We start from the raw sequence: 22,456 nt of genomic DNA on the forward strand, positions 1-22,456 counted from the left end.
TCTCATGTCCCTGTGGCCTGTGTACACCGGCACGGACGAGCCACACGACGGTGTGTCCCGCCTGCCCGACCCTCCTCCCTGGCGGGCCTTCGACGGCGGGCCGGCCCTGGCCTCCCCGTCGCAGGAGGACGATTCCGTGTCGCGCGACCGGAAGCACCGGGCGGGCACCTACCGGGCGACCCGGGAAAGCGTCGACCTGGTGAACGCGGCCCTGGTCCTGCGCAGGCCACTGCTCGTCACCGGCCCGCCCGGCAGCGGCAAGTCGTCGTTGCCCTACGCCGTGGCGCGGGAGCTGAAGCTGGGGCCCGTACTGCGCTGGAACATCACCAGCCGCAGCACCCTCCAGGACGGCCTCTACCAGTACGACCCGATGGCCCGCCTCTACGCCGCGAGCAGGGGGACGGGGCGAACGGCGCCGGAGGAGCCCGGCGACGCGAACCCCACGGGCGACGCCATCGAGGACCATCTGAGGCTCGGCCCGCTGGGGACGGCGCTGCTCCCGTACGAGCGGCCCCGCGTCCTGCTCATCGACGAGATCGACAAGAGTGACCTCGACCTGCCGAACGACCTGCTCAACGTGCTGGAGGAGGGACAGTACGAGATCCCCGAGCTGGTCCGCGCCGCGGAACACACGCCCACGGCACGGCTGATGGCCGCGGGGGGCGGGGGCCGTGTGACGGTCGACCGGGGTCTCGTGCGCTGCCGCGCGTTCCCGTTCATCGTGCTCACCAGCAACGGCGAGCGGGAGTTTCCCCCCGCCTTCCTGCGCCGGTGTGTTCCCCTGCACCTCAGCCGGCCCGATCCGCACCACCTGGAGGCGATCGTGCGGGCACACCTGGGCGACCTCGACGGGGAGACGACGCAGCTGATCGCAACGTTCCTGGAGCGCCGCAGCACGGGGGAACTGGCCACCGACCAGCTCCTCAACGCCATCTACCTGTCGAGGGTGCCCGGCCTGACCGCCGAGTCCCGCGAGGCGCTGGCCGCCTCCCTCATGACCCATCTCGGCCCGGCCGCGGAGTTCCATGATTTCTGATCCGGGCCGGCCGTCGTCCCCGTCCGAACTGAGACGTCTCCTCGACGTCCTGCACCGGGCCGGGGGGCACGGTGCCACCGCGACGGAGCTCGCCGAGCTGATCTGGCTGGCGAGCCACAGCGGCGCGCCCGCGCAGGCCGCTCAGCCAGGCCCGGAGGAGCCGGCGCCGGACGCACCGGCCTCCGCGTCGGACGGGCCGGCAGAACCCGCCGTGCCCCCGGAGCCGTTGCCGGCGTCGGCGGGCCGCGGGGCCCAGCTGTCGCGACGGGCCGACGACGACCCGCCGGAGGAGGGCGAGGACGAGGGACGGCACAGGTCGCTCCTGGCGCCCTTGCCGCCCATGCTGGCGCATCCGCTCCCGCTCCAGCGTGCCCTGCGGCCGCTCCGGCGGCAGGTGCCTTCGCGCCTGAACAAGGAGCTGGACGAGCGGAGCACGGCCTACCGCATCGCCCGCCAGGGCGCCCTGCCGGGCACCTGGCTGCCCGTACTCCGGGCGAAGCCCGAGCGCTGGCTGACCCTCTACCTCGTGTACGACGCGGGGCCGACGATGCCCGTCTGGCGCCCGTTGTGGCGGGAACTCCACCGCGTCTTCGGGCAGACGGGCGCGTTCCGCGGGATCAGGCTGCTCGCCCTCACCGAGGACGGCCGACTCCGGCAGTCCCCCGGCGGCCGGCCGGCCAGCCTGCCGCCGCGCGACGGCCGCGCCGCGGCGCTCGTCCTCAGCGACTGCAGCGGCCCCCACTGGTACGCGGGCCATGAGGCGACCAGACGCTGGTACGGAGTGCTGGGCCGCTGGGCGCGCACGATGCCGGTGGCCGTCGTCCAGCCGCTCCCGGAGCGGCTCTGGCGCCGCACCGCGCTCCCCGGTGCGGCGGGGCTGCTGAGGGCGACGGGACCGGCCGCCGCCAACTCGGCTCTCCGGTTCACCCCGTACGAGCCGCCCCCGGAGGAACACGCGGGGCTGCCGCTGCCGCTCCTCGAACCCTCCGCCCGCTGGTTCACGCACTGGGCGGAGCTCGTGGCGGGGAGCACGGGGACGGAGGTGCCGGGGGTGGCCGCGATGCTGCCCGCCGCCCCTTCGTCGACCCCGCTCGAACACGGCGGGGTCGCGGCCGCGTCGCTCTCCCCCGAGGAGCTCGTCCTCGGCTTCCGCGCCCACGCCTCCCCGCAGGCCCTTCGTCTCGCGGCCCACCTGGCAGCGGGCGAACCGAGCCTTCCCGTGATGCGGTTGGTCCAGGCCGTCACGGAGGCGCGGCCGGAGCCGCAGCATCTGGCCGAGGTCGTCCTCAGCGGCCTGCTCACGACGGCTCCCGGAAAGGCGGCCTCCTCGGGCCACTACGCCTTCCGCCCGGGCGTGCGTGAGGTGTTGTCGCGTGCCCTGCCCCGCTCGACCGCGGCGCGGATCGGCGCCGTCATCCAGCAGTACGCCGCGGCGGCACCTGGGGAGTTCCCGGTCGTGACACCGGGCGAAGGCGGCGAGGGAGCGAAGGGGCGCCCGGAAGGGGAGCCCGTGGCGGTGGTGACCGCGGAGACGGTACGGAGGCTGGGCGGGAACCCGGACCGGGACGAGGACGGGGCGGACACGGTCGCCGGCGGTCCCGGTTCCCTCGTCGACGGCCGCTACCGGCTCGTCGAGCGACGCCACGCCGGACCGACCTCCGATCTCTGGCGGGCCACGGACGAAGTGCGGGACCGGGAGGTGACGCTCAAGCTCTTCCACGTGCCGGTCGCGGACGGCACCGGACGGCGCGCCTTTCTCGCCGACGCGGAGCGGCTGGCGGCGATCGACGTCCAAGGACTGGCACGCGTCACCGGTTTCGGGTTCCAGGAGGATCGTCCGTACGCGGTGACGGACCCCGTCGACGGAGAGCCCTTCGAGGACCTGTTCGACCCCGCCGACGGGCCCCTGCCCTGGGAGTCGGTCCGGGCGATCGGCGGACAGATCATCGGGACGCTCGACACCCTGCACCGGAACGGACTGCCGCATCTGGATCTCGACGCGGCGACCCTGGTGAGGCGCCGCGACGGCCGAGTGGTCGTCACCGATCCCGGTCTGGGCTTCCATGGCCTGCCACCCGGCGGCGGTGACGAGTACGGGCGGTGGACGGTCGATCCGGCCGGTTCGCCGCCCGCGTACCGATCGCCCGAGCAGTTCTTCGGCGGGCAGGTCGATCACCGCGGCGACCTGTACGCGCTCGGCTGCCTGTTCTACGCGATGGCCACCGGGTCCGCTCCCGCCCCGGACCCCCGTGCCGTGCGCGACGCGTGGACGCACGGAGGGCCGCACCCTGTGCCGGAGCTCCGTTCCGTCTTCCCGTCCGAGTTCGACGTACTCGTCACCGATCTGCTCGCCACCCGGCCCGAGGACCGGCCCACGGATGCGCGGGCGGTGATGGCGAGGCTCATGAGCGCCAGCGTCCCCACGGACGACGACCCGGAACTGGCCGCGGTCTTCAGCGCCGTGCTGGCCCTGGATCCGGACGGCAGCCGCATGGCGCGGGTCCTGCGGGACACCATCGACACCGCCCTCGACGGGGAGCGGACCGGCCGCTTCGACTGGGCGCAGCTCCTGAGGACGGAGCGGGCGCACCTCGGGACCCTGGTGGAGATCGCCGTCCAGCGCGAGTTCGGGTTCTCGGACGGAGCCGCGATGGACTACTGGATCGCGGGGGTGGAGGTGGACTGCAAGTACTCCCAGCGGTTCGGCGGCTGGATGATCCCGCCCGAGGCCGAGGGCCACCTGTGCCTCCTCGTGTGGGCGGACGACGCCCAGAGCCGCTGGAGCGTCGGACTGGTGCGCGCGGCGAGGGAACGGCTCACCGTCGGCTCCAACCGGGACGGGAAGGCCACGGTCAGGGCCGACCACCGCGACGAGATCGTCTGGCTCTGGCGGGACGCGGCCCTCCCGGAGAACACCCTGCTGCACCTTCCCGCCGAGGACCGCGACGCCATCCTCGCGCACGCGTCCGGGCAGCGTCGCCTCGACGAGCTGTTCCGGCGGGTGCAACGACGCCGGATCGGGCGGAGCACGGTCCGCACCGTCGCACAGCAGAAGGACTACATGAAGCGGGTCCGCGGGAACGGTGGGTCCCGCTCCACGCTCAGGAGCGAAGGGATCGTCATCCTCGGCGCCCACCGGTCCGACCAGGACATCGCCCGTCGACTCGGACTCCCCGTCCCTCGGGACGGGGAGTTCGTCAGCGCCCGGCTGGCGAGGGCGGTTCCCGGCAGTGGGCGGCCCGTCGCGGAGCTCGACGGCGCGTCGTGGTCGGTGGCACACCCCGAGGACCCTGTGGTCACGGCGCCACACCTCCCCGTCAGGTCCTGACGGGCGCACGGAGAAGCCCCTGTGACCAGCGTCACGTGCGTGCCCCGTGATGTTTCCCGGAGGCGATGCGCTGGGTCACCCGGCGGGTTCCGTCGCCTCTATGGGGAAGGGTGGGCTTCAGTGGACTGCGAGAGCCTGGCGTTGTGTGCGGCCGGTATGGAGGAGTGTGCCGCGGAGTTCGTGGGGCGGGTGGGGGTGCGGTTGCCCCTGGACTACTCCGTGGGGAGCCTGCGGGTCGTCGACCGGATCGTCGACGGGTTGCGGCAGGGCGGTGCCGGGCGGGAGAGCGTGGCGGGGGCGCTGCTCGGGCTCGGGGCCTATGTGGGGGAGGTGCTGGTGCGGGAGGCCGGGGCCGTGTGGGTGGATCTGCCGGAGGGGCATCTGCTGCGCTCCGTCTTCGAGCACCCCGTCGCGGTACGGATGCCGGACGGGCGTGTGTGGAACCCGCTCGGCCGGACCGTGAACCGTTTCGAGATCGGGCCGAAGGAATCGCTGCACCTCTACTTCCTCACCCTGCACGGGCGGCGGTCCGCCCGCTCGCGCCGTGGCCTGCCCCTCTTCCCGGACAGTGTGTCGGGAAAGGCCTGTTGACGGTCTGACAGGATGGGCGTCCTCCGGTTGTTCCGTGAGGGCCGGAGTTCGTGGGTGTACGGGGTGTGAAGAGGTCGGGTGGGCGAGGAAACGGGGTACGCGTCCGCCACCCCGCACGACCCCGAGTCGCCCGAGGAGTCCGGGACCGCCCGGGACGCCCGGGACGCCCGGCTCGGAGCGGCCGTCGAGCGGGCCCGGCGGGGGGACGAGGAGGCCTTCTCCGAGGTCTACCGGATCGTTCATCCCGGCCTGCTCGGCTACCTGCGGGGCATCGTCGGCGAGGACGCCGAGGACGTCGCCTCCGACGCCTGGCTGGAGACGGCCCGGGATCTCGGCCGGTTCCGCGGTGACGGCGCGGGCTTCCGCGCCTGGACCGCCACCATCGCCCGCCACCGGGCCCTCGACCATCTGCGCCGCGTACGATCCCGGCCCCGCCCCAGCCGCTTCGAGCAGGACCTGTCGGAGCTCCCGGCCGCCGGGGACGCCGCCGGCGAGGCCCTGGACGCGCTGTCGACGGAGCGGGCGCTCGCCCTCATCGCGGGCCTCCCGCGGGACCAGGCCGAGGCCGTACTGCTCCGGGTCGTCGTCGGTCTCGACGGGCCCTCGGCCGCCCGAGTGCTGGGCAAGCGTCCCGGTGCGGTACGGTCCGCCGCACATAGGGGATTGAACCGACTTGCGAAACAACTCACGGGGAGAGGGAGGTGACGGATGCCTGACGAACTGAGGGACAGCGAGGCGGGGGAGCTCTTGCGAGCGGCTCTGGGCGCGGAGCGGGCCGGGAGCGGCGCCGCCACCCCGGGGGAGACGGCCGCCCTCGTCGCCTTCCGCGCCGCCCGGGACGAAGGGCTCCACGCCTCCCTGCCCACCCGCGACCTCGACGACTGGACCCCGGTCGCCGCGCCCCGGCGCTCCCGGCGTTCCCTGAAGGCCGCCCTGGCCGCGCTGGTCGCGAGCGTGACGCTCGGCGGTGTCGCCGTCGCCACCGGCGGCCTCCCCGACCCCTTCCCCGGCACTCCCGCCCCGCCCCCCGGACCCCGCCCCACCCGCTCCGCGCCCGACCCGGCCCCCACGCCCCCGAAGGCCGGTGCCACGTCCGGCGGGGCGACGAGCGCGAGTGCCTCGCGGTCCGCCGCTCCCGGTACGACCGCGCCCCTGCGCCCGGAGAAGGACCCCGTGGACCTCCCCGGCAAGAGCCGCGAGGCGCTGTGCCGTGCCTTCGAGAAGAAGAACGAGGGCCAGGCGTCGAAGTCCGCCGCCTGGCAGCGCCTCGTGGCCGCCGCCGGTGGTGAGGAGCTCGTACCCGAGTACTGCAGGACCGACCCCCTCCCCGACCCCTCGGCGCAGCCCCGTACCGACCAGGGCGGGGGATCGGGAGATCCCTCCGCCCAGCCCGGCCGTGGATCCGAGCGGTCGCGCGGCGGCAGGCCCTGACCGTCCCGCGGTTCGATAACGTCCTACGGTTCGACACCGTCCTACGGTTCGATCAGTCCCACGCGGATCGCGTAGCGCGTGAGCTCCAGACGGTCGCGCATGCCGAGCTTCTGGAGGAGGTTCGCCCGGTGGCGTTCGACCGTCTTCGGGCTGATGACCAGGAGGTCGCCGATCTCCTTGGAGCTGTGCCCCTCGGCGACGAGCTTGAGGATCTCCTCCTCGCGTTCCGTCACGGCCCTGTCCGGCAGCGGCCTGCCCTGTTCCGCCCGGTCGAGGTACGTGCGGATCAGGGCCTTCTCGGCCCCCGGGCAGATGAACGGCTCGTCCCGTACGGCCGCCCGGCACGCCTCCACCAGGTCCCGGTCGGCCACGGACTTCAGGACGTAGCCGCTCGCCCCCGCCTTCAGCGCCTCGAAGAAGTACTGCTCGTTGTCGTACATCGTGAGGATCAGGATCCTCAGCCCGGGCCGCAGGCGGCTGAGTTCGCGGGCCGCCTGGAGGCCGGTGCGCAGCGGCATGGAGATGTCGAGGACGGCCAGGTCGATGTCCATGGAGCGGGCGAGGGCCACGGCCTCCGCCCCGTCCGCCGCCTCGGCGACCACGGTGAGATCCGGTTCCGCGTCGAGGATGAGGCGCACCCCGCCGCGCACCAGCGCGTGGTCGTCGGCCAGCAGGATGCGCGTCGGGGCAGGATCCGGGGCCGTCATGCCGAAGTCCTCGTGCTCGGGCCGCCGCCCGTGGTGTCGAGGCGGACCTCGGTCCCGCCGTCCGCGCCGTCGCCGACGGTCAGTTCCGCGCCGATCAGCAGCGCGCGCTCCCGCATCCCCGTGAGGCCCGCGCCCTCGGGTGCCGTGCCGATGCCGCGGCCGTCGTCCCGTACGAGCAGGCCCACCCCGCCGTCCGGCAGGGCCCGCAGCCGCAGCTCGACCCGGGTCGCGTCCGCGTGGCGGGCCGTGTTCGTCAGGCCCTCCTGGGCGACCCGGTAGAGCACGAGTTCCGTCTCGGGGGCGAGCTTCGGCAGGCCCGCGTCGATGCGGGGCCGCACGGTCAGCCCGCCCGTCGAGAACTCGGAGGCCAGGGACCTGAGCGCGCTGTGCAGGCCCAGCTCCTCCAGGACGCCCGGCCGCAGCCGGCGTGCGATGCGGCGGATCTCGTCCAGGCCGGCCCGGGTGGTCTCCTGCGCCTGGCGGAGCTCCGGCCGCAGTGCGGCGGGGGCGTGGTCGGCGGCGTGCTTCAGCTGGAGGAGTACGGCGGTGAGCGTCTGGCCGACCTCGTCGTGCAGCTCCTGCGCGATCCGCCGCCGCTCCGCCTCCTGCGCGGACAGCACGCGCGCGGTGCTCGTGGTCCGCTCGGCCTCCAGACGGTCCAGCATCGTGTTGAACGTACGGGTCAGGTCGGCGATCTCGCCGTGTCCCGTCACCGCCGCGCGCCGGCCCGGCCGCAGCAGGTCCGCCGTACGCATCGCGCGGGTCAGGCGCTGGAGCGGGCCCAGGCCGACGCGGAGGAGGACGGCGTTGGCGACGAGCAGGACGAGCAGGCCGGCCAGGAGGACGACCGCCTCGCCGAGGAGTACGGGCGTGGAGACCGTGACGGGCCCGAACAGCAGCAGCACGGCGACCACCAGGACCGAGGCGTTGAGCAGGAAGAGACGTCGGTACAGCGACACGATGCTCCTCTCCTCCAGCTCTCTTCCGTCACCCGGCACATGCCCTCTGACCTGCGGCGGGACCCATGTCCCCGCCCCATCCTGACCAGTGTGCCAGGGTCCTGTCCATCCGTGCCGACACCCATGTTCCGAGGCTCCGGACGGATGACACGATGCCCCGAAACCACCCACCACGACACTCAGGGAGGGACGGGCTGTGCCTGCTCCGCGGATGAGAACGACACCCCTGCCCGGCATCGGCGTCCAGTACGACTTCACCACGCGGGAGCACCGTCACCTCTCGGTCATCGCCCACCGCGACGGGACCCGCACCGTGAACGTCTACCGGGCCGACGACCCCGACGCCTGCGCCCAGTCCCTGCACCTCACCGAGACGGAGACCGCCTCGCTGATCGACGCGCTGATGCCCGCCCACCACAGCCCGAACGTCCTGCACACCACGGACCTGGGCCTGGTCGCCGAGCGCATCGAACTCTCCGCCCACTCGTACTGGAACGGCCGCGTGCTCGGCGAGACGCGGATGCGCACCGAGGCCGGTGCGTCCGTCGTCGCCGTACTGCGCCGCTCCGGGGCGATACCGTCCCCGACGCCCGCCTTCCGGCTGGCCGGCGGTGACACGCTCATCGTCATCGGCACCCGCGAGGGCGTCGACGCGGCCGCCGCGATCCTCGGTCAGGAGTGAGGGGGCGTGCACTCCGCGGTCTTCCTGATCGAATTCGGCGCCATCATCCTCGGTCTCGGTCTGCTCGGGCGGTTCGCCGGCCGCTTCCGGTTCTCCCCGATCCCGCTCTACCTCCTCGCCGGGCTCGCCTTCGGCAAGGGCGGCCTGCTGCCGCTCGGCGCGAGCGAGGAGTTCGTCGCCATCGGCGCCGAGATCGGGGTGATACTCCTGCTGCTCATGCTCGGCCTGGAGTACACCGCGAGCGATCTCGTCTCCAACCTCAAGACCCAGTACCCCGCCGGGCTCGTCGACTTCGCGCTCAACGCCCTGCCCGGGGCGGCCGCCGCGCTGCTGCTCGGCTGGGGGCCGGTCGCCGCCGTCGTCCTGGCCGGCGTCACCTGGATCTCCTCGTCCGGCGTCATCGCCAAGGTCCTCGGCGACCTCGGCCGGCTGGGCAACCGGGAGACCCCGGTCATCCTGAGCATCCTGGTCCTCGAAGACCTGGCCATGGCCGTCTACCTGCCCATCATCACGGCCCTCCTGGCCGGTGTGGGCCTCGCCGCGGGCAGCGCGACGCTCGCGATCGCGCTGGGCGTGGCCGGTGCGGTGCTGTTCGTCGCCGTCCGCTACGGCCGACTCATCTCCCGCTTCGTCTCCAGCGACGACCCGGAGAAGCTGCTCCTCGTGGTCCTCGGCCTGACCCTGCTGGTCGCGGGTGTCGCCCAGCAGCTCCAGGTGTCCGCGGCCGTCGGGGCGTTCCTCGTCGGCATCGCGCTCTCCGGCGAGGTCGCGGAGGGCGCCCACGCGCTGCTGAGCCCGCTCCGCGACCTGTTCGCCGCGGTCTTCTTCGTCTTCTTCGGGCTGCACACCGACCCGGCCAGCATTCCGCCGGTCATCCTTCCGGCGCTCGCCCTGGCCGTCGTCACCGCGCTGACCAAGATCGCCACCGGGTACTGGGCGGCGCGCCGCGCCGGGATCGGCGTCAAGGGGCGGTGGCGGGCGGGCGGCACGCTGGTGGCGCGCGGCGAGTTCTCCATCGTCATCGCCGGGCTCGCCGTGACCGCCGGGGTGCAGCCCCAGATGGGCCCCTTCGCCACCGCGTACGTGCTCATCCTCGTCGTCGTCGGTCCCCTCACGGCCCGATTCACCGAACCGGTCGCCGCGGCGGTGACCCGCCGGCGGCGCGGGGGAGGGGAGCGGGGCGGCGCGGAGGCTCCTCCGGCCGTACGGCCCGCGCCGTCCGCCCCGCCAGCTCAGTACGACGATCTGGCCTCCCGGGGCGAGCGGTCGCGTACCGACTAGGGGCCAGGGTCCGTCCGGGCGCCCGTACCGGCCAGGGTCCGTCCGGGCGCCCGTACCGACGGGGTCCGCGTACCGGCTAGAGGTCGAACTCGTGGGGCGGCAGGTCGAGGGTGAAGCACGCCTCGCGGACCACGGCCTGCTCGGTCTTGTCGAAGTCGCCGTCGGCGCCGCCGATGACGATGCCGATCTGGATGACGGCGCGCGCCTCGGCCGGCTTCTTCTTCGCCTTGGCGATCTCCTGGAACACGCTCACCTTGCCGAAGTCGAAGTCGGCGGTGAGCTTGTCCAGGTTGGCGTCGAAGCGGCGCTGGAGGTCGACCGCGTCGAAGTTCTGCAGCACCTCGTTGGTCGCGATGAGCTGGGCGACCCGGCGGCGCTCGGCGGGGTCGATCGTGCCGTCGGCGGCGGCGACCAGCGCGCACATGGCCATGCTGGCGTCGCGGAAGGCACCGCTCTTCAGGTCGTTCTTCTTCGCCACCAGCTGGGTCTGCATCGTCGATGCGGATTCCTTGATGCGGTCCCACAGGGCCATGAGTGCTCCAGACGTCGCTCGTTCCGACCGGCTGCCCGGGCGGATACTTCTACGGACTTGTAGAACGTAGCAGTGGCGCCAGGGGTTCCCGGTGTACGGGAGATGTCGCTTCGGGTCACCCCAGCAGCTGGAGCGAGGCCCACAGCGCCACCGTCGAGGCCACGAGCGCGGCCGGGACCGTGAGCAGCCCGAGACGGGTGAACTCGCCGAGGGCGACGGGGTGGTCGTGGTCGCGCGCGATGCGGCGCCAGAGCAGGGTGGCGAGCGAGCCGGCGTACGTGAGGTTGGGGCCGATGTTCACCCCGAGCAGCACCGCGAGCACCGCGCCCGGTCCCGAGGCCGACGCCGGCGGCAGCAGCGCCAGGGTCGCGGGCAGGTTGTTGATCAGGTTGGCCAGGACGGCGGCGAGCGCTGCGGTGCCGAGCAGTGCCGGGAGCGAGGTGCCGTCGGGGAGGACGTGGGCGAGCGCCCCGCCGAGCCCCTGGTCGACGACGGCGCGCACGACCACGCCCAGGGCCAGGACGAACGCGAGGAACGGCAGCGCCGCCGAGCGGACGAGCGCGCGCGGAGCGGTGCGGCGGCGGGCCAGGGCGCGCACGGCGAGGGCCGTCGCGCCCGCGGCGGCCGCCCAGGCCGGGTCGAGGCCGGTCGCCGAGGCGAGGCCGAAGCCGACGAGCGTCGCGGCCACCGTGCACAGGGCGAACAGCGGGAGGTCGACGGGTTCCGGCGGCTCGACGGGGTCGGCCGGGGCGGCGAGGTCGCGGGCGAAGAAGCGGCGGAAGACCCCGTACTCCACCGCGACGGCGACGAGCCAGGGGAGCAGCATCAGGAGCGCGAACCGGGTGAAACCGAGCCCGGTGGCGGTGAACGCGAGCAGGTTGGTGAGGTTCGAGACGGGCAGGAGCAGCGAGGCCGTGTTGGACAGGTGCGCGCTCGCGTACGCGTGCGGTGCGGGCCGGGCTCCCATCCGGGCGGCGGTCGCGAAGACGACCGGGGTCAGCAGGACGACCGTCGCGTCCAGGCTCAGGACGGCGGTGATCAGCGAGGCCAGTCCGAAGACGGCGCCGAGCAGCCGCGTGGGACGGCGGCGGGCCCACCGGGCCATCCAGGTGCCGCAGGCGTGGAAGAGCCCCTCGTCGTCGCAGAGCTTGGCGAGGACGAGGACCGCGGCGAGGAAGCCGATCACCGGTCCGAGGCGCTCGGCCTCCTCGCGCACCGCCTGGGGCGTGACCGCGCCCACCGCCAGGACGGCGCCGGCGGCGGGGACGGCGAAGGCCGCCTCGGGCAGGCGGAACGGGCGGGCGACGGCGCCTGCGAGGACCACGACCAGGGCGAGCAGGGAGACGGAGGGGGCGAGCATGCGTTCGATCATCCGGGACGGTGGGGGCCGATCTTCCCCGGGGTCGGGCCGTGCCCGTACGGGCGGGCTGACCGGGCGTCAGAACTGAGCGCGTGCGGGACTCTTGTGAACCTCGCCCCCATCAATAAAATGTCACACATCACACAAGGGAGTCCTTCATGGTCCACGCGCACATCCCCGCGCTCCCCGCGCCCCGCGCCCACCCCTGGCACGGGATCATGGTCGCCACCGCCCTCCCCTTCCGCGAGGACGGCACCGTCGACCACGACGCCTACGCGCGGCACGTGGCCCGGCTGATCACCGACGGCTGCGACGGCGTCGTCCCGAACGGCTCCCTCGGCGAGTACCAGACCCTCACCGACGCCGAGCGCGCCCAGGTCGTCCGCACCGCCGTCGAAGCGGCCGGGGACGGGGCCAGGGTCATGCCGGGCGTCTCCGCGTACGGCAGCGCCGAGGCCCGCCGCTGGGCCGAGCAGGCCGCCGAGGCGGGCGCGGGATCGGTCCTGCTGCTGCCGCCCAACGCCTACCGGGCCGACGAGCGGTCCGTGCGCGCCCACTATGCCGAGGTCGCCCGGGCAGGGCTGCCCGTCGTCGCCTACAACAACCCCTTCGACACCAAGGTCGACCTCACCCCCGGCCTCCTCGCCCGGCTGTACGCCGACGGCAGCATCGTCGCCGTCAAGGAGTTCAGCGGCGACGTCCGCCGCTCCTACGAGCTCGCCGAGCTCGCCCCCGGCCTCGACCTGCTCGTCGGCGCCGACGACGTCCTCCTCGAACTCGCCGTCGCAGGCGCGGTCGGCTGGATCGCCGGCTTCCCGAACGCCCTCCCGCGCGCGTGCGCCACCCTCTACCGGGCCGCCGTCGCAGGCGACCTCGCCGTCGCGCTGCCGCTCTACCGCTCGCTGCACCCGCTCTTCCGCTGGGACTCCAGGATCGAGTTCGTCCAGGCGATCAAGCTCTCCATGGACCTCGCCGGTCACACCGGGGGCGCCACCCGGCAGCCCCGCCTCCCGCTGACGCCCGAGCAGGAGGCCGTCGTGCGCGCCGCCACGGAGAAGGTCCTCGCCGAGGGCCTCGCGTAGAGCCCGTCACCCACTCACTCCTCAGAAGGGGCCCCCATGCGCACCCGCCACGTCTACCACGCGGTGGACTCCCACACCGAAGGCATGCCCACCCGCGTCATCACCGGCGGCTTCGGGATCATCCCCGGCGCCACCATGGCCGAGCGGCGGCTCCACTTCGCCGAGCACCTCGACCACGTCCGCACCCTCCTCATGTACGAGCCGCGCGGCCACGCGGCGATGAGCGGCGCCATCCTCCAGCCGCCCACCCGCCCCGACGCCGACTACGGCGTCCTCTACATCGAGGTGTCCGGCCTGCTGCCGATGTGCGGCCACGGCACGATCGGCGTCGCCACCGTCCTGGTCGAGACGGGCATGGTGACGGTCGTCGAGCCGGTCACCACCGTCCGTCTCGACACCCCCGCCGGGCTCGTCAGCGTCGACGTCCGGGTCGAGGACGGCCGGGCCCGCTCCGTCACCCTCACCAATGTGCCCGCCTTCTCGGTCGGGCTCGACCTCAAGGTGGACGTGCCCGGGTACGGCACCGTCACCTACGACCTCGCGTACGGCGGCAACTTCTACGCCTTCGTCGACCTCGACTCCCTGGGCCTGCCGTTCGACCGCGCCCACAAGGACGAGCTCCTCGCCGCGGGGCTCGCCGTCATGGACGCCGTCAACGCCGGTCCCGACCGGCCCGTCCACCCCGAGAACCCGGCCTTCGCCGGGGTCAAGCACGTCTATCTGGCCGCCCCCGGCTCCGACGCGACCCGCTCCCGCCACGCCATGGCCATCCACCCCGGCTGGTTCGACCGCTCCCCGTGCGGCACGGGCACCAGCGCCCGCCTGGCCCAGCTGCACGCGCGCGGACTGCTCGCCCCGCACACCGACTTCGTCAACGAGTCCTTCATCGGCACCGAGTTCACCGGAAGGATCGTCGGCGAGACGACCGTGGGCGGACGGCCCGCCGTCGTCCCGACCGTCACCGGCCGCGCCTGGATCACCGGCACCGCCCAGTACTTCCTCGACCCCGAGGACCCGTTCCCCGCGGGATTCCTGCTCTGAGCCCACGCGGGGCCGACCGCTGGGGAAACGTGACATTGTACGATGCTCCCCCGTGACTTCTCGGAGGACGCACGATGGGTGACCTGAAGCAGTACGGCCTCGTCAGAGCGCAGGAACGCCTGCGCGACCAGGTCGGCCACGCCCTTCGCGCCGCCCTGATCGCCGGGGAGCTGCGCCCCGGACAGGTCTACTCGGCCCCCGGGCTCGCGAGCGACCTCGGCGTCTCCGCGACCCCGGTCCGCGAGGCCATGCTCGACCTGGCCCGGGAGGGCCTGGTCGAGCCCGTCCGCAACAAGGGCTTCCGCATCACCGAGGTCAGCGAGCGGGACCTCGACCAGTACACCGAGCTCCGCACGCTCATCGAGGTCCCCACCATCGCCCGGGTCGCCCGCCGGGCCACCCGGGAACAGCTGGAGGAGCTGCGCCCGGTCGCCGAGGAGATCGTCGCCCGCGCCCGCGAGCACGACCTCATCGGCTATCTGGAGGCGGACCGCCGCTTCCACCTCGCGCTGCTGGCCCTCTCCGGCAACGAGCGGCTCGTCGAGACCGTCGGAGACCTGCGCAAGCGCTCCCGGCTCTACGGTCTCACCGGCCTCGACGAGGCCGGCAAGCTCGTCTCCTCCGCCGAGGAGCACGTCGAGCTCCTCGACCTGATGATCGCCGGGGACGCGGCGGGCGCCGAGGCGTGCATGCGCCGCCACCTCGGCCACGTCCGCTCCCTGTGGGCCGACGCGGAGTCGGACCAGGCCTGATCAGGCCCGGTCAGACGCCATCCCCGCCCCCTTCCGGGGGGACGATCGCCCGCTTCAGGACCTTTCCCGTCGGCCCCTTCGGCAGGGCGTCCGTGAGCCAGATCCGGCGCGGGTACTTGTACGGGGCGAGCCGCTCCCGCACGTGCGCGCGCAGCTCGGCGGGGGAGACCCGGCCGCCGGGCCGCACGACGACCGCGGCGGCCACCTCCTGCCCGTGCACCGGGTGCGGTACGCCGAGGACTGCGGCCTCCGCCACGTCCGGGTGCAGGTGGAGGACCTCCTCCACCTCCCTCGGATACACGTTGAACCCGCCCCGGATCACGACGTCCTTGACGCGGTCGACCACGCGGAAGTCGCCGGACGCGTCCCGGGTGCCGAGGTCGCCGGTGTGCAGCCAGCCGTCCCGTACCGTCTCGGCGGTGGCCTCGGGGCGGCGCCAGTACCCCTTCATGACGTTGTGGCCCCGGATCACGAGCTCGCCGACCTCCCCGTCCGGGACTTCCTTGCCGTCCCGGTCCACCACGCGCATCTCCACGCCCTCGACGGGGATGCCGATCGTGCCCGGGAAGCGCGGCCGGTCGGTCCGGTTCACACAGGCCAGCGGGGACGACTCGGACAGGCCGTACCCCTCCAGGACCGCACAGCCGAAGACGGACTCGAAACCGGTCAGCACCGCCACCGGCAGGGGCGAACCGCCGCACAGGCAGACCCGCAGCGAGGAGACGTCGTGCAGCGCGCGCTCCGGATGCCGCAGCAGCAGCCCGTACATGGTGGGCACACCGAGGAGGACGGTGACCCGGTCCCGGGCGACGAGCGCCAGCGCGCCCTCCGGGTCGAAGCGGGCCATGAGGGTCAGGCAGGCGCCGACGGACACCGCGCAGTTGAGGCCCATCACCTGCCCGAAGGAGTGGAAGAGCGGCAGCCCGCCGAAGACCACGTCGGCGGGGCCGAGCCCCAGGACCCGCACCCCTTCGTCGACGTTGCGCCGGATGTTGCGGTGGGTGAGCTCGGCGCCTTTCGGCGAGCCCGTGGTGCCGGACGTGTAGAGCACGACCGCCGTGTCCTCGGGGGAGCGGTGCGCCGCCGGTACGCGCGCGTGGTCCGCCGACTCCGCGAAGGTGTCCGGCCCGACCGCGAGGTGCGGGGTGCCCGCGAGCCGGGCGCCCTCGGCGGCCTCCTCGCCGTCCCGGTGCCAGGCGAGGAGCAGCGCCGCCTCCGCGTCCGCCAGACAGTGCCGGACCTCCCCGGCGCGCAGCAGCGGGTTGAGCGGGACGACGATCGCGCCCGCCCGCAGCACGCCGTAGTAGAGCACCGCGAACACCGTGCTGTTCGGGAGCGCGAGCGCGACCCGGTCGCCCGGCCCGACCCCGCGCGCGTGGAGCAGCGCGGCGGCCCGGTCGGCGAGCTCGTCGAGCGCGCCGTACGTCAGCGCGTCGGTACCGAGCCGCAGCGCGGTCCGGTCGGGATGGGCGGCCGCGCTGCGGGCGAGCAGCGCGGGAACGGTGCCGTCGTCGACGCTCATCCGGAGTGCTCCTTCGGGGCCGTGCGGTGCGGAGGCGGTACGGGGCGGGGGGACGGCGACGGCGGTCAGCGGCAGGCCCTCCCGGGCGAGCCACCGCCCGGGCCGTACACGGGGGAAGGGGTACGGCCCCGCCGGTGCGGCCGGTGCGGCCGGTGCGGGCCGCCGCGGATCGACAGGGAGCGGGTCGACCAGGAGTCGTGCCCGTAACCGGCCGGCGGCCCGGAAACGCCCCGTACGCGCGCGTGCGGACTCGCGGCGCCTGCCGGACACGGCACGCGCCGTCAGCGCCTCCTCCTCGGGGTAGCGGCAGCGGACGTAGGGCTCTCCGGTCCCTTCCGCCCAGTGCACCCCGTCGGGCGGCAGCGCGCCGAGCGGAACCGCCCGTTCGCCCCTGGCCCTCACGCCCGGACACCCGACGGCGCGCTGCCCTGCCGCCCGCCCACGCCGTCCGTCGCGGGGAGCTCCGCAGTCGCGGGGAACTCCGGCGTCGCGGGGAGCTCCGGCGTGGCGGGGAACCCCGCCCATGCCGCGATCCGCTCGACCAGGCCGGCGTTGTGCCGGATCCAGCGGAAGTGGTCGAGCCGCCGGCCCCCCGCGTCCGACACCCGGTAGCTCCAGCGCCGGACGCCGGCCCGGGGCAGCTTCGCGCACAGGTGGTCCACGGCCCTCGCCGGAGCGAGCGCGTCCCCCTCGACGTCGACGGCGAGCACGGGCAGGTCGACGCCCCGCAGCGCCTCCTCGTAGTCGGCGACGGCGCCCCTGGCCCCGTACCGCCCGGTCCTCATCTGGCGCGCCCAGTCCCTCATGACACCGACGGACTCCCGCCCGCCGAAGCCGAACCGGTGCCCCGGCCAGTACCCCAGCAGCTCCGCACCCGCCACGCACAGCAGGCTCCGGACCAGCCACCTCGCGCCCGGCCGGGGATCCGCCCCCGTGCCCAGCGTCCGCCACCACGCCGAACCGCTCGCCACCAGGACGACCCCCGCCAGACGCGGCCGGAACAGCCCGCAGTGCACCAGACCGAGCTGGCCGCCGAGGCTGTGCCCGAGCAGCAGCCGGGGCGCGTCCGGGAACGCCCGCTCGACGGCGCCGAGGACCGCGCCGATGTCGTGCTCGACGAGCTCGCGGTAGCCGAAGCGCACCCCGCGCGCGGGGACCGGGCCGCTCTCGCCGTGGCCCCGCAGGTCCGTCGTCACCACGGTCGCGCCCCGCCGGTGCAGCGCCCGCACCAGCGGCGTGTAGTGGCGGGCGGCGGTGCCCATCGCGGGGAGGACGACCACGACCGGGGCGGCGGGCTCGGGACGGGCGTGGACGCGGACCACGAGCGCGGCGCCGTCCGGGGCGGTCAGCTCGGCGAGTACGGGAAACGGGGAGGTCCTCATGGTCCCGTCCCCATGTCCCCGTCCGCCAGCCGCCAGCCGATCACTCCCGCGCCCCAGGTGACGCCCGCGCCGAACCCGGCCACCCCGAGCAGGCCCGTCGGGCCGAGGCGCCCCTCGCGCCAGGCCTGGTGGAGGGCGAGGGGGATGGACGCGGAGGAGGTGTTGGCGACCCGGTCGACGTTCAGGTAGAGCCGCTCCGGCGGGACCCCGAGCTCCTTGCCCACCGCCCGCACGATGCGCGCGTTGGCCTGGTGGGCGACGAACAGGTCGACGTCGTCGGCGGTCAGCTCCCGCCGCGCGAGGACGTCCCGGGCGGCCTCGCCCATCCGCTCCACGGCCTGCACGAAGATCTCCGGGCCGTCCATGCGGAGCTTCCGGTCGTACCGGTCGGCGTAGAGGAGCGGGATCAGGTCCCCGTCCGACCCGAGACGGAACGCCGGCTCGACGGACGGACCCGGCTCCACGTCCGCCACGACCACCGCCCCGGCGCCGTCGCCGAGCAGCACCGCCGTCGACCGGTCCTCGTGGTCCGTGATCCGGGTCAGCGCCTCGGCGCCGCAGACCAGCACCGTGCGGGCCCGGCCCGATTCGATCAGTGCCACGGCATGGTCCAGGGCGTACACGAAACCGGCGCAGGCCGCGTGCAGGTCGAACGCGGCGGCCCGGTCCGCCCCCAGCCGGGCGGCCACCTCCACGGCGAGCCCCGGAGTGGTCCGGTCGGGGGTCGTGGTCGCCACGACGACGTGCCCCACCTCGCGCGCGGTGCGCCCCGACTGTGCCAGCGCCGTCCGGGAGGCGGCCAGGGCGAGATCGGCGAGGTGGCCGTCCTCCGGCAGGAAGTGGCGCTGCCGGATGCCGGTCCGCTTCACGATCCACTCGTCGGAGGAGCCGATGGCGGCGAAGTGACTGTTGGGCACGACCCGTTCGGGCAGCGCGGAACCGATGCCGACGATCACCGCGGTCATGAGCGGTCCTCCTGCGGGGTGGAGCGGACTCCGGAGAGGGTCGCGGTCACGAGACGTCCTCCTTCGGCGTGGAACGGAGCCCGGCGGCGGCCGCGGTCATGAGCGGTCCTCCTTGCCGGCGCGGGGCGGGGCGCCGATGCCCGGGGGCTCGCCGACCGCGCCGGCCCCCATGCGGACCGCGTGCATCCCGCCGTCCGCGTGGACGATCTCCCCGGTGACCGTGGCAGCCAGGTCCGAGAGCAGGAACAGGACCGGGCCGACGAGCCGGGCCGGGTCGGCGCGGCTCCAGCCGAGCGGCGCCTCCTGCTCCCAGCGGTCGGCGATCCGGTCGAAGGTGCTGATGGCCCGCCCGGCCACGGTCTCGACCGGGCCCGCGGCGACCAGGTTGACGCGGATCCCGGAGCGCCCCAGGTAGAGCGCGAGATAGCGGCAGACCGCGCCCAGCGTGGCCTTGCCCACGCCCATCCAGTCGTATCCCGGCCACGCCCCGGACGAGTCGAAGTCGAGCCCGACGACGCTGCCCCTGGCCGCGCCCGCGCCGCCGCCCTCGCGCAGCAGCGGGGCGAGCGCGGTGGTCAGCGAGTGCAGCGAGAACGCCGCCGTGCGCAGCGCGAGGGCCGCGCTCTCGACGGGCGTGGTGAGGAAGTTGCCGCTGAGCGCGGACTGCGGGGCGGCGGCGATCGCGTGCAGGACGCCGTCGACGGCACCCCAGCGGCGCTCCAGCTCCTTCGTCAGCGCGTCGAGGTCCTCGGGGCGCGTCACGTCGAGTTCCAGGACGTCGGCCGGGTACGGGAGGCCGGAGGCCGCCGCCTCCGTGATGCGCCGGGTCCGCCCGAAGCCCGTCAACAGCACCTCCGCGCCCGCCTCCTGGAGCGCCCGTGCCGTGTGCCAGGCGATCGAGTCGTCGTTGAGGACTCCGGTCACCAGATAGCGGCGCCCCGAGAAGCCGAGCAGATCGGGGACTCCGTGGGGGTCGCGGGACGCGCGCATCAGGATCGCCCTTCCACGGCCAGGACGAGGGCCGCGTTGTGTCCGCCGAAACCGAAGGAGGTGGAGAGCCCGAACAACGCGCCCGTACGCGCACGCACCGCGCCCGTACGCGCACGAGGGGACAGCTTCCGCGCCGTACGGACGAGGTCGAGCGGGCCGAGCGCCGGGTCCGGGCGGCGCAGCCCCGCCGTCGGGGGCGCGACGCCGTGCCGCAGCGCCTGGAGGGTGGCGACGGCCTCGACCGCGCCCGCCGCCCCGAAAAGGTGCCCGAGGGCGCCCTTGCCGGAGGAGAGGGGCAGCTCCGCGAGGACGTCGGCCCCGAGGGCCTGGCGCAACGCCTCGCACTCCAGGCGGTCGTTGAGGGCGGTGCCGGTCCCGTGGGCGTTCACGTACGCCAGCTCTCCCGGCGCCACCGAGGCCTCCCGCAGGGCCAGGGCGACCGCCCGGCCCGCCGGCCCGCCCGTGGGGTCGGGCGCCGTCACGTGATGGGCGTCGGAGGTCGCCCCGTACCCCCGTACGGCTCCGAGGACCTCGGCACCGCGCCGGGCGGCGCCCTCCGCCGTCTCCAGGACGAGGATCCCGGCGCCCTCGCCGATGACGAAGCCGTCGCGGTCCCGGTCGAAGGGGCGGGAGGAACCGGTCGGGGAGAGGGCGCCGGCGTTGGCGAAGGCGGCCGCCACCAGGTCCGACGAGGCGGCCTCCGCGCCGCCCACGACGACGGCGTCGGCCGCCCCGGCCGCCAGCAGCCGCATCCCCGTACCGACGGCCTGCGCGCCGCTGCTGCACGCGGACGCGACGCAGAGGCTCTCGCCGCGGAAACCGTGCCGCATGGAGAGGTGGGCGGCGGCCGCGTTGGCCATCATCTGCGGGATCATCAGCGGCGACACGAACCCGGCGCCCTCCCTGCCGTACACCTCCCGCTGCGTCTCGAAGGAGCCGGTGCCGCCGAGGCCGCAGCCGATGACGCAGGCGACGCGCTCGGGCGCCCACGGCGACGGCGCGCCGTCCCGCTTCCCGGCCTGCGTCAGGGCCTCCTCGGCCGCCACCAGCGCCAGCTGTGTGAACCGGTCGGTGCGGCGCACCAGGTGCCGCGGCAGGTGGTCGGCGGCGGTGAAGTCCGCGTGCCGGACGGCCGGATGGGCCGGAGGCGAGCCCGCCACCGCCGCGTCCCCGGCGACGGCGCGCTCGTGGAGCACGCCGGCGCCGACGCCGAGCGGGGTGACCGCGCCGAAACCGGTGACGACGACCTCCCGGCCCCGCCGCGGATCACTCAACTCCGGCCTTCTCGTAGCACAGTTCGAGGATCTGGCCGACGGTGTCGATGCCGTCGAAGTCCTTCGTGCGGACCGGCACGCCGAGGTCCCGCTTGACGGACTGCGCGAGCTCGACCATGTCGAGCGAGTCGATCTCCAGGTCGTCGAGCGCGGCCCCGGGCAGGACGTCGGCGGCGTCGACGCCGAGCTCGACGAGGGCGTCGGTGATGAACCGCTCTATGGTGGCGCGGTCCAGGGTCTCGGACATGACTCTCCCGTGCGGTGTGCGGACGGCCGGATGAAAGGGCGGGGCTCGGTCAGGGGGTGAGTTTCGAGGCGTGGTACGGCGACCAGTGCCACTGGCGCCAGTAGCTCTCCGCGATGTCCACCCACTCCTCCAGGCGCGCGGCGCTGTCCAGGAAGCGGGAGGCGCTCACCACCAGCCAGCTGTACACGGCCTGGCTGTCGCGGCAGCCGCCGCACTCCCCGGACGTGCAGCAGAACTGCAGCGACTCGTAGTCGGCGCCCCAGGCGGCGAAGCCCGGAATCACCGGGTTGCCGTTGGCCACCCGCTCCTCGTGGTCCGGATGGTCGACGCTGAGGCTCGGGCAGACGTCGTACCCGAAGCGCGCCCCCCAGTGCGAGGTGCCGGTGATGAGGCTGCGGATGAAGTACGGGTGGCTGACCACGGCCTCCGGGTACGCCTCCCTGACCCGCAGGGCCTCCTCGAGGACGCGTCGCTCGTTCGCGATCCGGATCGGGTTGTCCGAGCCGTGCTCGCTGTAGAAGTTGAAGGTGACGATGTTGCCGTTCTCGGCGATCTTGCGCACGGTCGGTTCCAGGTACGGCAGCCCGTCCTCGGAGAGCGCGAAGATGAACAGGACCCGCGGATCGTCCCGGTAGTGCGAGAGCGCCGTGTCGAACAGGCCCGTGAACTTCGAGCCGTTGACCCGGATGGCCCGCAGGTCGTCGTCGAGCGGCCCGCCGCCGAAGATGCTGACCGCCACCGCGATGTGCTCGAATCCCTGCACGGGCATCGGGCGCAGACCGTTGGTCGAGATGGTGATGTACGGCAGCTCCTCGACGAACGCCTCCACCCGGCGCAGCACCAGGGTCGGCTCACCGCCGATCAGGGTGGCCTGGTTGACGCCCTCGTCCCGCAGCCGGCGGGCGAAGGACCGGATCCTGTCGAGGTCCGAGAGCTCGCGCACGGCGGTGTCGAAGCCGCCCTCGAAGTACCAGCAGCCCTTGCAGCGGATGTTGCAGGTGTTGGTGAGATGGACCTCGCAGGAGCGCACCTCCCGGCCGAGACGGCGCAGCCGGTGCAGGCGCTCGGCGAGATCGGGGCGTTCCGCGAGGAGCGCGGCGGTCCGCTCCTTGGCCTCGCGGCGGCCGAGCGGGCGCGGGGTGATGGTGAGGGGGGTGGCCATGGGGGTGCGGACTCCTCGGTCGGACTGCTGCTGCTCGGTGTCTCTCTCGTGCGGGTGCGCCGTGGCTGTCGTGCCGTACCCGTGGTGCCGTGCATGGTGCGCCGTACCTGGTGTGCCGTACTTGTTGTGCCG

The 22,456-nt window shown here is 74.1% G+C and carries 21 protein-coding genes; 10 read left to right on the top strand and 11 right to left on the bottom strand.

Annotation, left to right across the window (positions count from 1 at the left end; translation table 11 throughout):
- Positions 1-4: 4 nt before the first annotated feature.
- From ACN9MM_RS29465 to ACN9MM_RS29485, 5 genes are all read left to right on the top strand, one after another.
- Entirely contained in the window at positions 5-1,036 is a 1,032-nt protein-coding gene (locus ACN9MM_RS29465) for an AAA family ATPase (RefSeq protein WP_426366748.1), read from the top strand.
- Complete coding sequence (locus ACN9MM_RS29470) at positions 1,026-4,364, top strand: NaeI family type II restriction endonuclease (protein ID WP_426366749.1); 3,339 nt, start codon at positions 1,026-1,028, stop codon at positions 4,362-4,364. Before ACN9MM_RS29465 ends, ACN9MM_RS29470 begins: the two co-directional genes overlap by 11 nt.
- A gap of 120 nt (positions 4,365-4,484) precedes the next feature.
- Entirely contained in the window at positions 4,485-4,955 is a 471-nt protein-coding gene (locus tag ACN9MM_RS29475; RefSeq protein ID WP_426366750.1) for a hypothetical protein, read from the top strand.
- Positions 4,956-5,033: 78 nt separating this feature from the next.
- Entirely contained in the window at positions 5,034-5,660 is a 627-nt protein-coding gene (locus tag ACN9MM_RS29480; RefSeq protein WP_426366751.1) for an RNA polymerase sigma factor, read from the top strand.
- 3 nt (positions 5,661-5,663) lie between these two features.
- Positions 5,664-6,386, top strand: a complete 723-nt coding sequence (locus tag ACN9MM_RS29485) for a hypothetical protein (RefSeq protein WP_426366752.1) — start codon at positions 5,664-5,666, stop codon at positions 6,384-6,386.
- Positions 6,387-6,427: 41 nt separating this feature from the next.
- Here ACN9MM_RS29485 and ACN9MM_RS29490 read toward each other — a convergent pair whose 3' ends face one another.
- Positions 6,428-7,093 (bottom strand): response regulator, encoded by a 666-nt coding sequence (locus ACN9MM_RS29490; protein ID WP_426366753.1) that lies wholly within the window; start codon positions 7,091-7,093, stop codon positions 6,428-6,430.
- On the bottom strand, positions 7,090-8,052 hold the full coding sequence (locus ACN9MM_RS29495; RefSeq protein ID WP_426366754.1) for a HAMP domain-containing sensor histidine kinase: 963 nt from the start codon (positions 8,050-8,052) through the stop codon (positions 7,090-7,092). The genes ACN9MM_RS29490 and ACN9MM_RS29495 overlap by 4 nt, the downstream gene beginning before the upstream one ends.
- A 211-nt stretch (positions 8,053-8,263) precedes the next feature.
- Here ACN9MM_RS29495 and ACN9MM_RS29500 point away from each other — a divergent pair, with 211 nt between their 5' ends.
- Complete coding sequence (locus ACN9MM_RS29500; protein ID WP_382863196.1) at positions 8,264-8,734, top strand: cation:proton antiporter regulatory subunit; 471 nt, start codon at positions 8,264-8,266, stop codon at positions 8,732-8,734.
- A 6-nt stretch (positions 8,735-8,740) separates the two neighbouring features.
- A complete protein-coding gene (locus ACN9MM_RS29505; protein WP_426366755.1) occupies positions 8,741-10,015 on the top strand; it encodes a cation:proton antiporter in 1,275 nt (424 codons plus the stop codon).
- A 76-nt stretch (positions 10,016-10,091) separates the two neighbouring features.
- On the opposite strand, the gene ACN9MM_RS29510 is transcribed toward ACN9MM_RS29505, so the two are convergent.
- Both ACN9MM_RS29510 and ACN9MM_RS29515 read right to left on the bottom strand, forming a co-directional pair.
- Positions 10,092-10,547, bottom strand: coding sequence for a tellurite resistance TerB family protein (locus ACN9MM_RS29510; RefSeq protein ID WP_426366756.1), 456 nt, complete (start codon positions 10,545-10,547; stop codon positions 10,092-10,094).
- A gap of 115 nt (positions 10,548-10,662) precedes the next feature.
- Complete coding sequence (locus tag ACN9MM_RS29515; protein ID WP_426366757.1) at positions 10,663-11,907, bottom strand: SLC13 family permease; 1,245 nt, start codon at positions 11,905-11,907, stop codon at positions 10,663-10,665.
- A 158-nt stretch (positions 11,908-12,065) separates the two neighbouring features.
- Between ACN9MM_RS29515 and ACN9MM_RS29520 the strand changes: the two genes are divergently transcribed.
- From ACN9MM_RS29520 to ACN9MM_RS29530, 3 genes are all read left to right on the top strand, one after another.
- Positions 12,066-12,989, top strand: coding sequence for a dihydrodipicolinate synthase family protein (locus tag ACN9MM_RS29520; RefSeq protein ID WP_426366758.1), 924 nt, complete (start codon positions 12,066-12,068; stop codon positions 12,987-12,989).
- A 36-nt stretch (positions 12,990-13,025) separates the two neighbouring features.
- Positions 13,026-14,030 (top strand): proline racemase family protein, encoded by a 1,005-nt coding sequence (locus ACN9MM_RS29525; protein ID WP_426366759.1) that lies wholly within the window; start codon positions 13,026-13,028, stop codon positions 14,028-14,030.
- A 74-nt stretch (positions 14,031-14,104) separates the two neighbouring features.
- Positions 14,105-14,782, top strand: coding sequence for a GntR family transcriptional regulator (locus ACN9MM_RS29530; RefSeq protein WP_382863214.1), 678 nt, complete (start codon positions 14,105-14,107; stop codon positions 14,780-14,782).
- Between the two features lie 10 nt (positions 14,783-14,792).
- Here the strand turns inward: ACN9MM_RS29530 and ACN9MM_RS29535 are convergent, their stop codons facing one another.
- From ACN9MM_RS29535 to ACN9MM_RS29565, 7 genes are all read right to left on the bottom strand, one after another.
- A complete protein-coding gene (locus tag ACN9MM_RS29535; RefSeq protein ID WP_426368857.1) occupies positions 14,793-16,304 on the bottom strand; it encodes a long-chain-fatty-acid--CoA ligase in 1,512 nt (503 codons plus the stop codon).
- A 398-nt stretch (positions 16,305-16,702) separates the two neighbouring features.
- Entirely contained in the window at positions 16,703-17,686 is a 984-nt protein-coding gene (locus ACN9MM_RS29540) for an alpha/beta fold hydrolase (protein ID WP_426366760.1), read from the bottom strand.
- Positions 17,683-18,651 (bottom strand): beta-ketoacyl-ACP synthase III, encoded by a 969-nt coding sequence (locus ACN9MM_RS29545; RefSeq protein ID WP_426366761.1) that lies wholly within the window; start codon positions 18,649-18,651, stop codon positions 17,683-17,685. Before ACN9MM_RS29545 ends, ACN9MM_RS29540 begins: the two co-directional genes overlap by 4 nt.
- A gap of 96 nt (positions 18,652-18,747) precedes the next feature.
- On the bottom strand, positions 18,748-19,641 hold the full coding sequence (fabI, locus tag ACN9MM_RS29550) for an enoyl-ACP reductase FabI (protein ID WP_426366762.1): 894 nt from the start codon (positions 19,639-19,641) through the stop codon (positions 18,748-18,750).
- Positions 19,641-20,915, bottom strand: a complete 1,275-nt coding sequence (locus tag ACN9MM_RS29555) for a beta-ketoacyl-[acyl-carrier-protein] synthase family protein (RefSeq protein ID WP_426366763.1) — start codon at positions 20,913-20,915, stop codon at positions 19,641-19,643. The genes fabI and ACN9MM_RS29555 overlap by 1 nt, the downstream gene beginning before the upstream one ends.
- The gene (locus ACN9MM_RS29560; RefSeq protein WP_382863235.1) at positions 20,908-21,162 is read right to left on the bottom strand and encodes an acyl carrier protein; all 255 of its coding nucleotides are present in this window, start codon (positions 21,160-21,162) and stop codon (positions 20,908-20,910) included. The genes ACN9MM_RS29555 and ACN9MM_RS29560 overlap by 8 nt, the downstream gene beginning before the upstream one ends.
- A 49-nt stretch (positions 21,163-21,211) precedes the next feature.
- Entirely contained in the window at positions 21,212-22,324 is a 1,113-nt protein-coding gene (locus tag ACN9MM_RS29565; protein WP_426366764.1) for a radical SAM protein, read from the bottom strand.
- Positions 22,325-22,456: the final 132 nt, after the last annotated feature.

This window comes from Streptomyces sp. E-08, assembly GCF_049913095.1.
Classification (GTDB): Bacteria; Actinomycetota; Actinomycetes; order Streptomycetales; family Streptomycetaceae; genus Streptomyces.

Excerpts from the sequence above, each read along its gene's own strand:
- ACN9MM_RS29465 (WP_426366748.1), top strand. The coding sequence starts at position 5 with ATGTCCCTGTGGCCTGTGTACACCGGCACGGACGAGCCACACGACGGT.
- ACN9MM_RS29470 (WP_426366749.1), top strand. The coding sequence starts at position 1,026 with ATGATTTCTGATCCGGGCCGGCCGTCGTCCCCGTCCGAACTGAGACGT.
- ACN9MM_RS29485 (WP_426366752.1), top strand. The coding sequence starts at position 5,664 with ATGCCTGACGAACTGAGGGACAGCGAGGCGGGGGAGCTCTTGCGAGCG.
- ACN9MM_RS29490 (WP_426366753.1), bottom strand. The coding sequence starts at position 7,093 with ATGACGGCCCCGGATCCTGCCCCGACGCGCATCCTGCTGGCCGACGAC.
- ACN9MM_RS29500 (WP_382863196.1), top strand. The coding sequence starts at position 8,264 with ATGAGAACGACACCCCTGCCCGGCATCGGCGTCCAGTACGACTTCACC.
- ACN9MM_RS29510 (WP_426366756.1), bottom strand. The coding sequence starts at position 10,547 with ATGGCCCTGTGGGACCGCATCAAGGAATCCGCATCGACGATGCAGACC.
- ACN9MM_RS29515 (WP_426366757.1), bottom strand. The coding sequence starts at position 11,907 with ATGCTCGCCCCCTCCGTCTCCCTGCTCGCCCTGGTCGTGGTCCTCGCA.
- ACN9MM_RS29520 (WP_426366758.1), top strand. The coding sequence starts at position 12,066 with ATGGTCCACGCGCACATCCCCGCGCTCCCCGCGCCCCGCGCCCACCCC.
- ACN9MM_RS29525 (WP_426366759.1), top strand. The coding sequence starts at position 13,026 with ATGCGCACCCGCCACGTCTACCACGCGGTGGACTCCCACACCGAAGGC.
- ACN9MM_RS29530 (WP_382863214.1), top strand. The coding sequence starts at position 14,105 with ATGGGTGACCTGAAGCAGTACGGCCTCGTCAGAGCGCAGGAACGCCTG.
- ACN9MM_RS29535 (WP_426368857.1), bottom strand. The coding sequence starts at position 16,304 with ATGAGCGTCGACGACGGCACCGTTCCCGCGCTGCTCGCCCGCAGCGCG.
- ACN9MM_RS29540 (WP_426366760.1), bottom strand. The coding sequence starts at position 17,686 with ATGAGGACCTCCCCGTTTCCCGTACTCGCCGAGCTGACCGCCCCGGAC.
- ACN9MM_RS29545 (WP_426366761.1), bottom strand. The coding sequence starts at position 18,651 with ATGACCGCGGTGATCGTCGGCATCGGTTCCGCGCTGCCCGAACGGGTC.
- fabI (WP_426366762.1), bottom strand. The coding sequence starts at position 19,641 with ATGCGCGCGTCCCGCGACCCCCACGGAGTCCCCGATCTGCTCGGCTTC.
- ACN9MM_RS29560 (WP_382863235.1), bottom strand. The coding sequence starts at position 21,162 with ATGTCCGAGACCCTGGACCGCGCCACCATAGAGCGGTTCATCACCGAC.
- ACN9MM_RS29565 (WP_426366764.1), bottom strand. The coding sequence starts at position 22,324 with ATGGCCACCCCCCTCACCATCACCCCGCGCCCGCTCGGCCGCCGCGAG.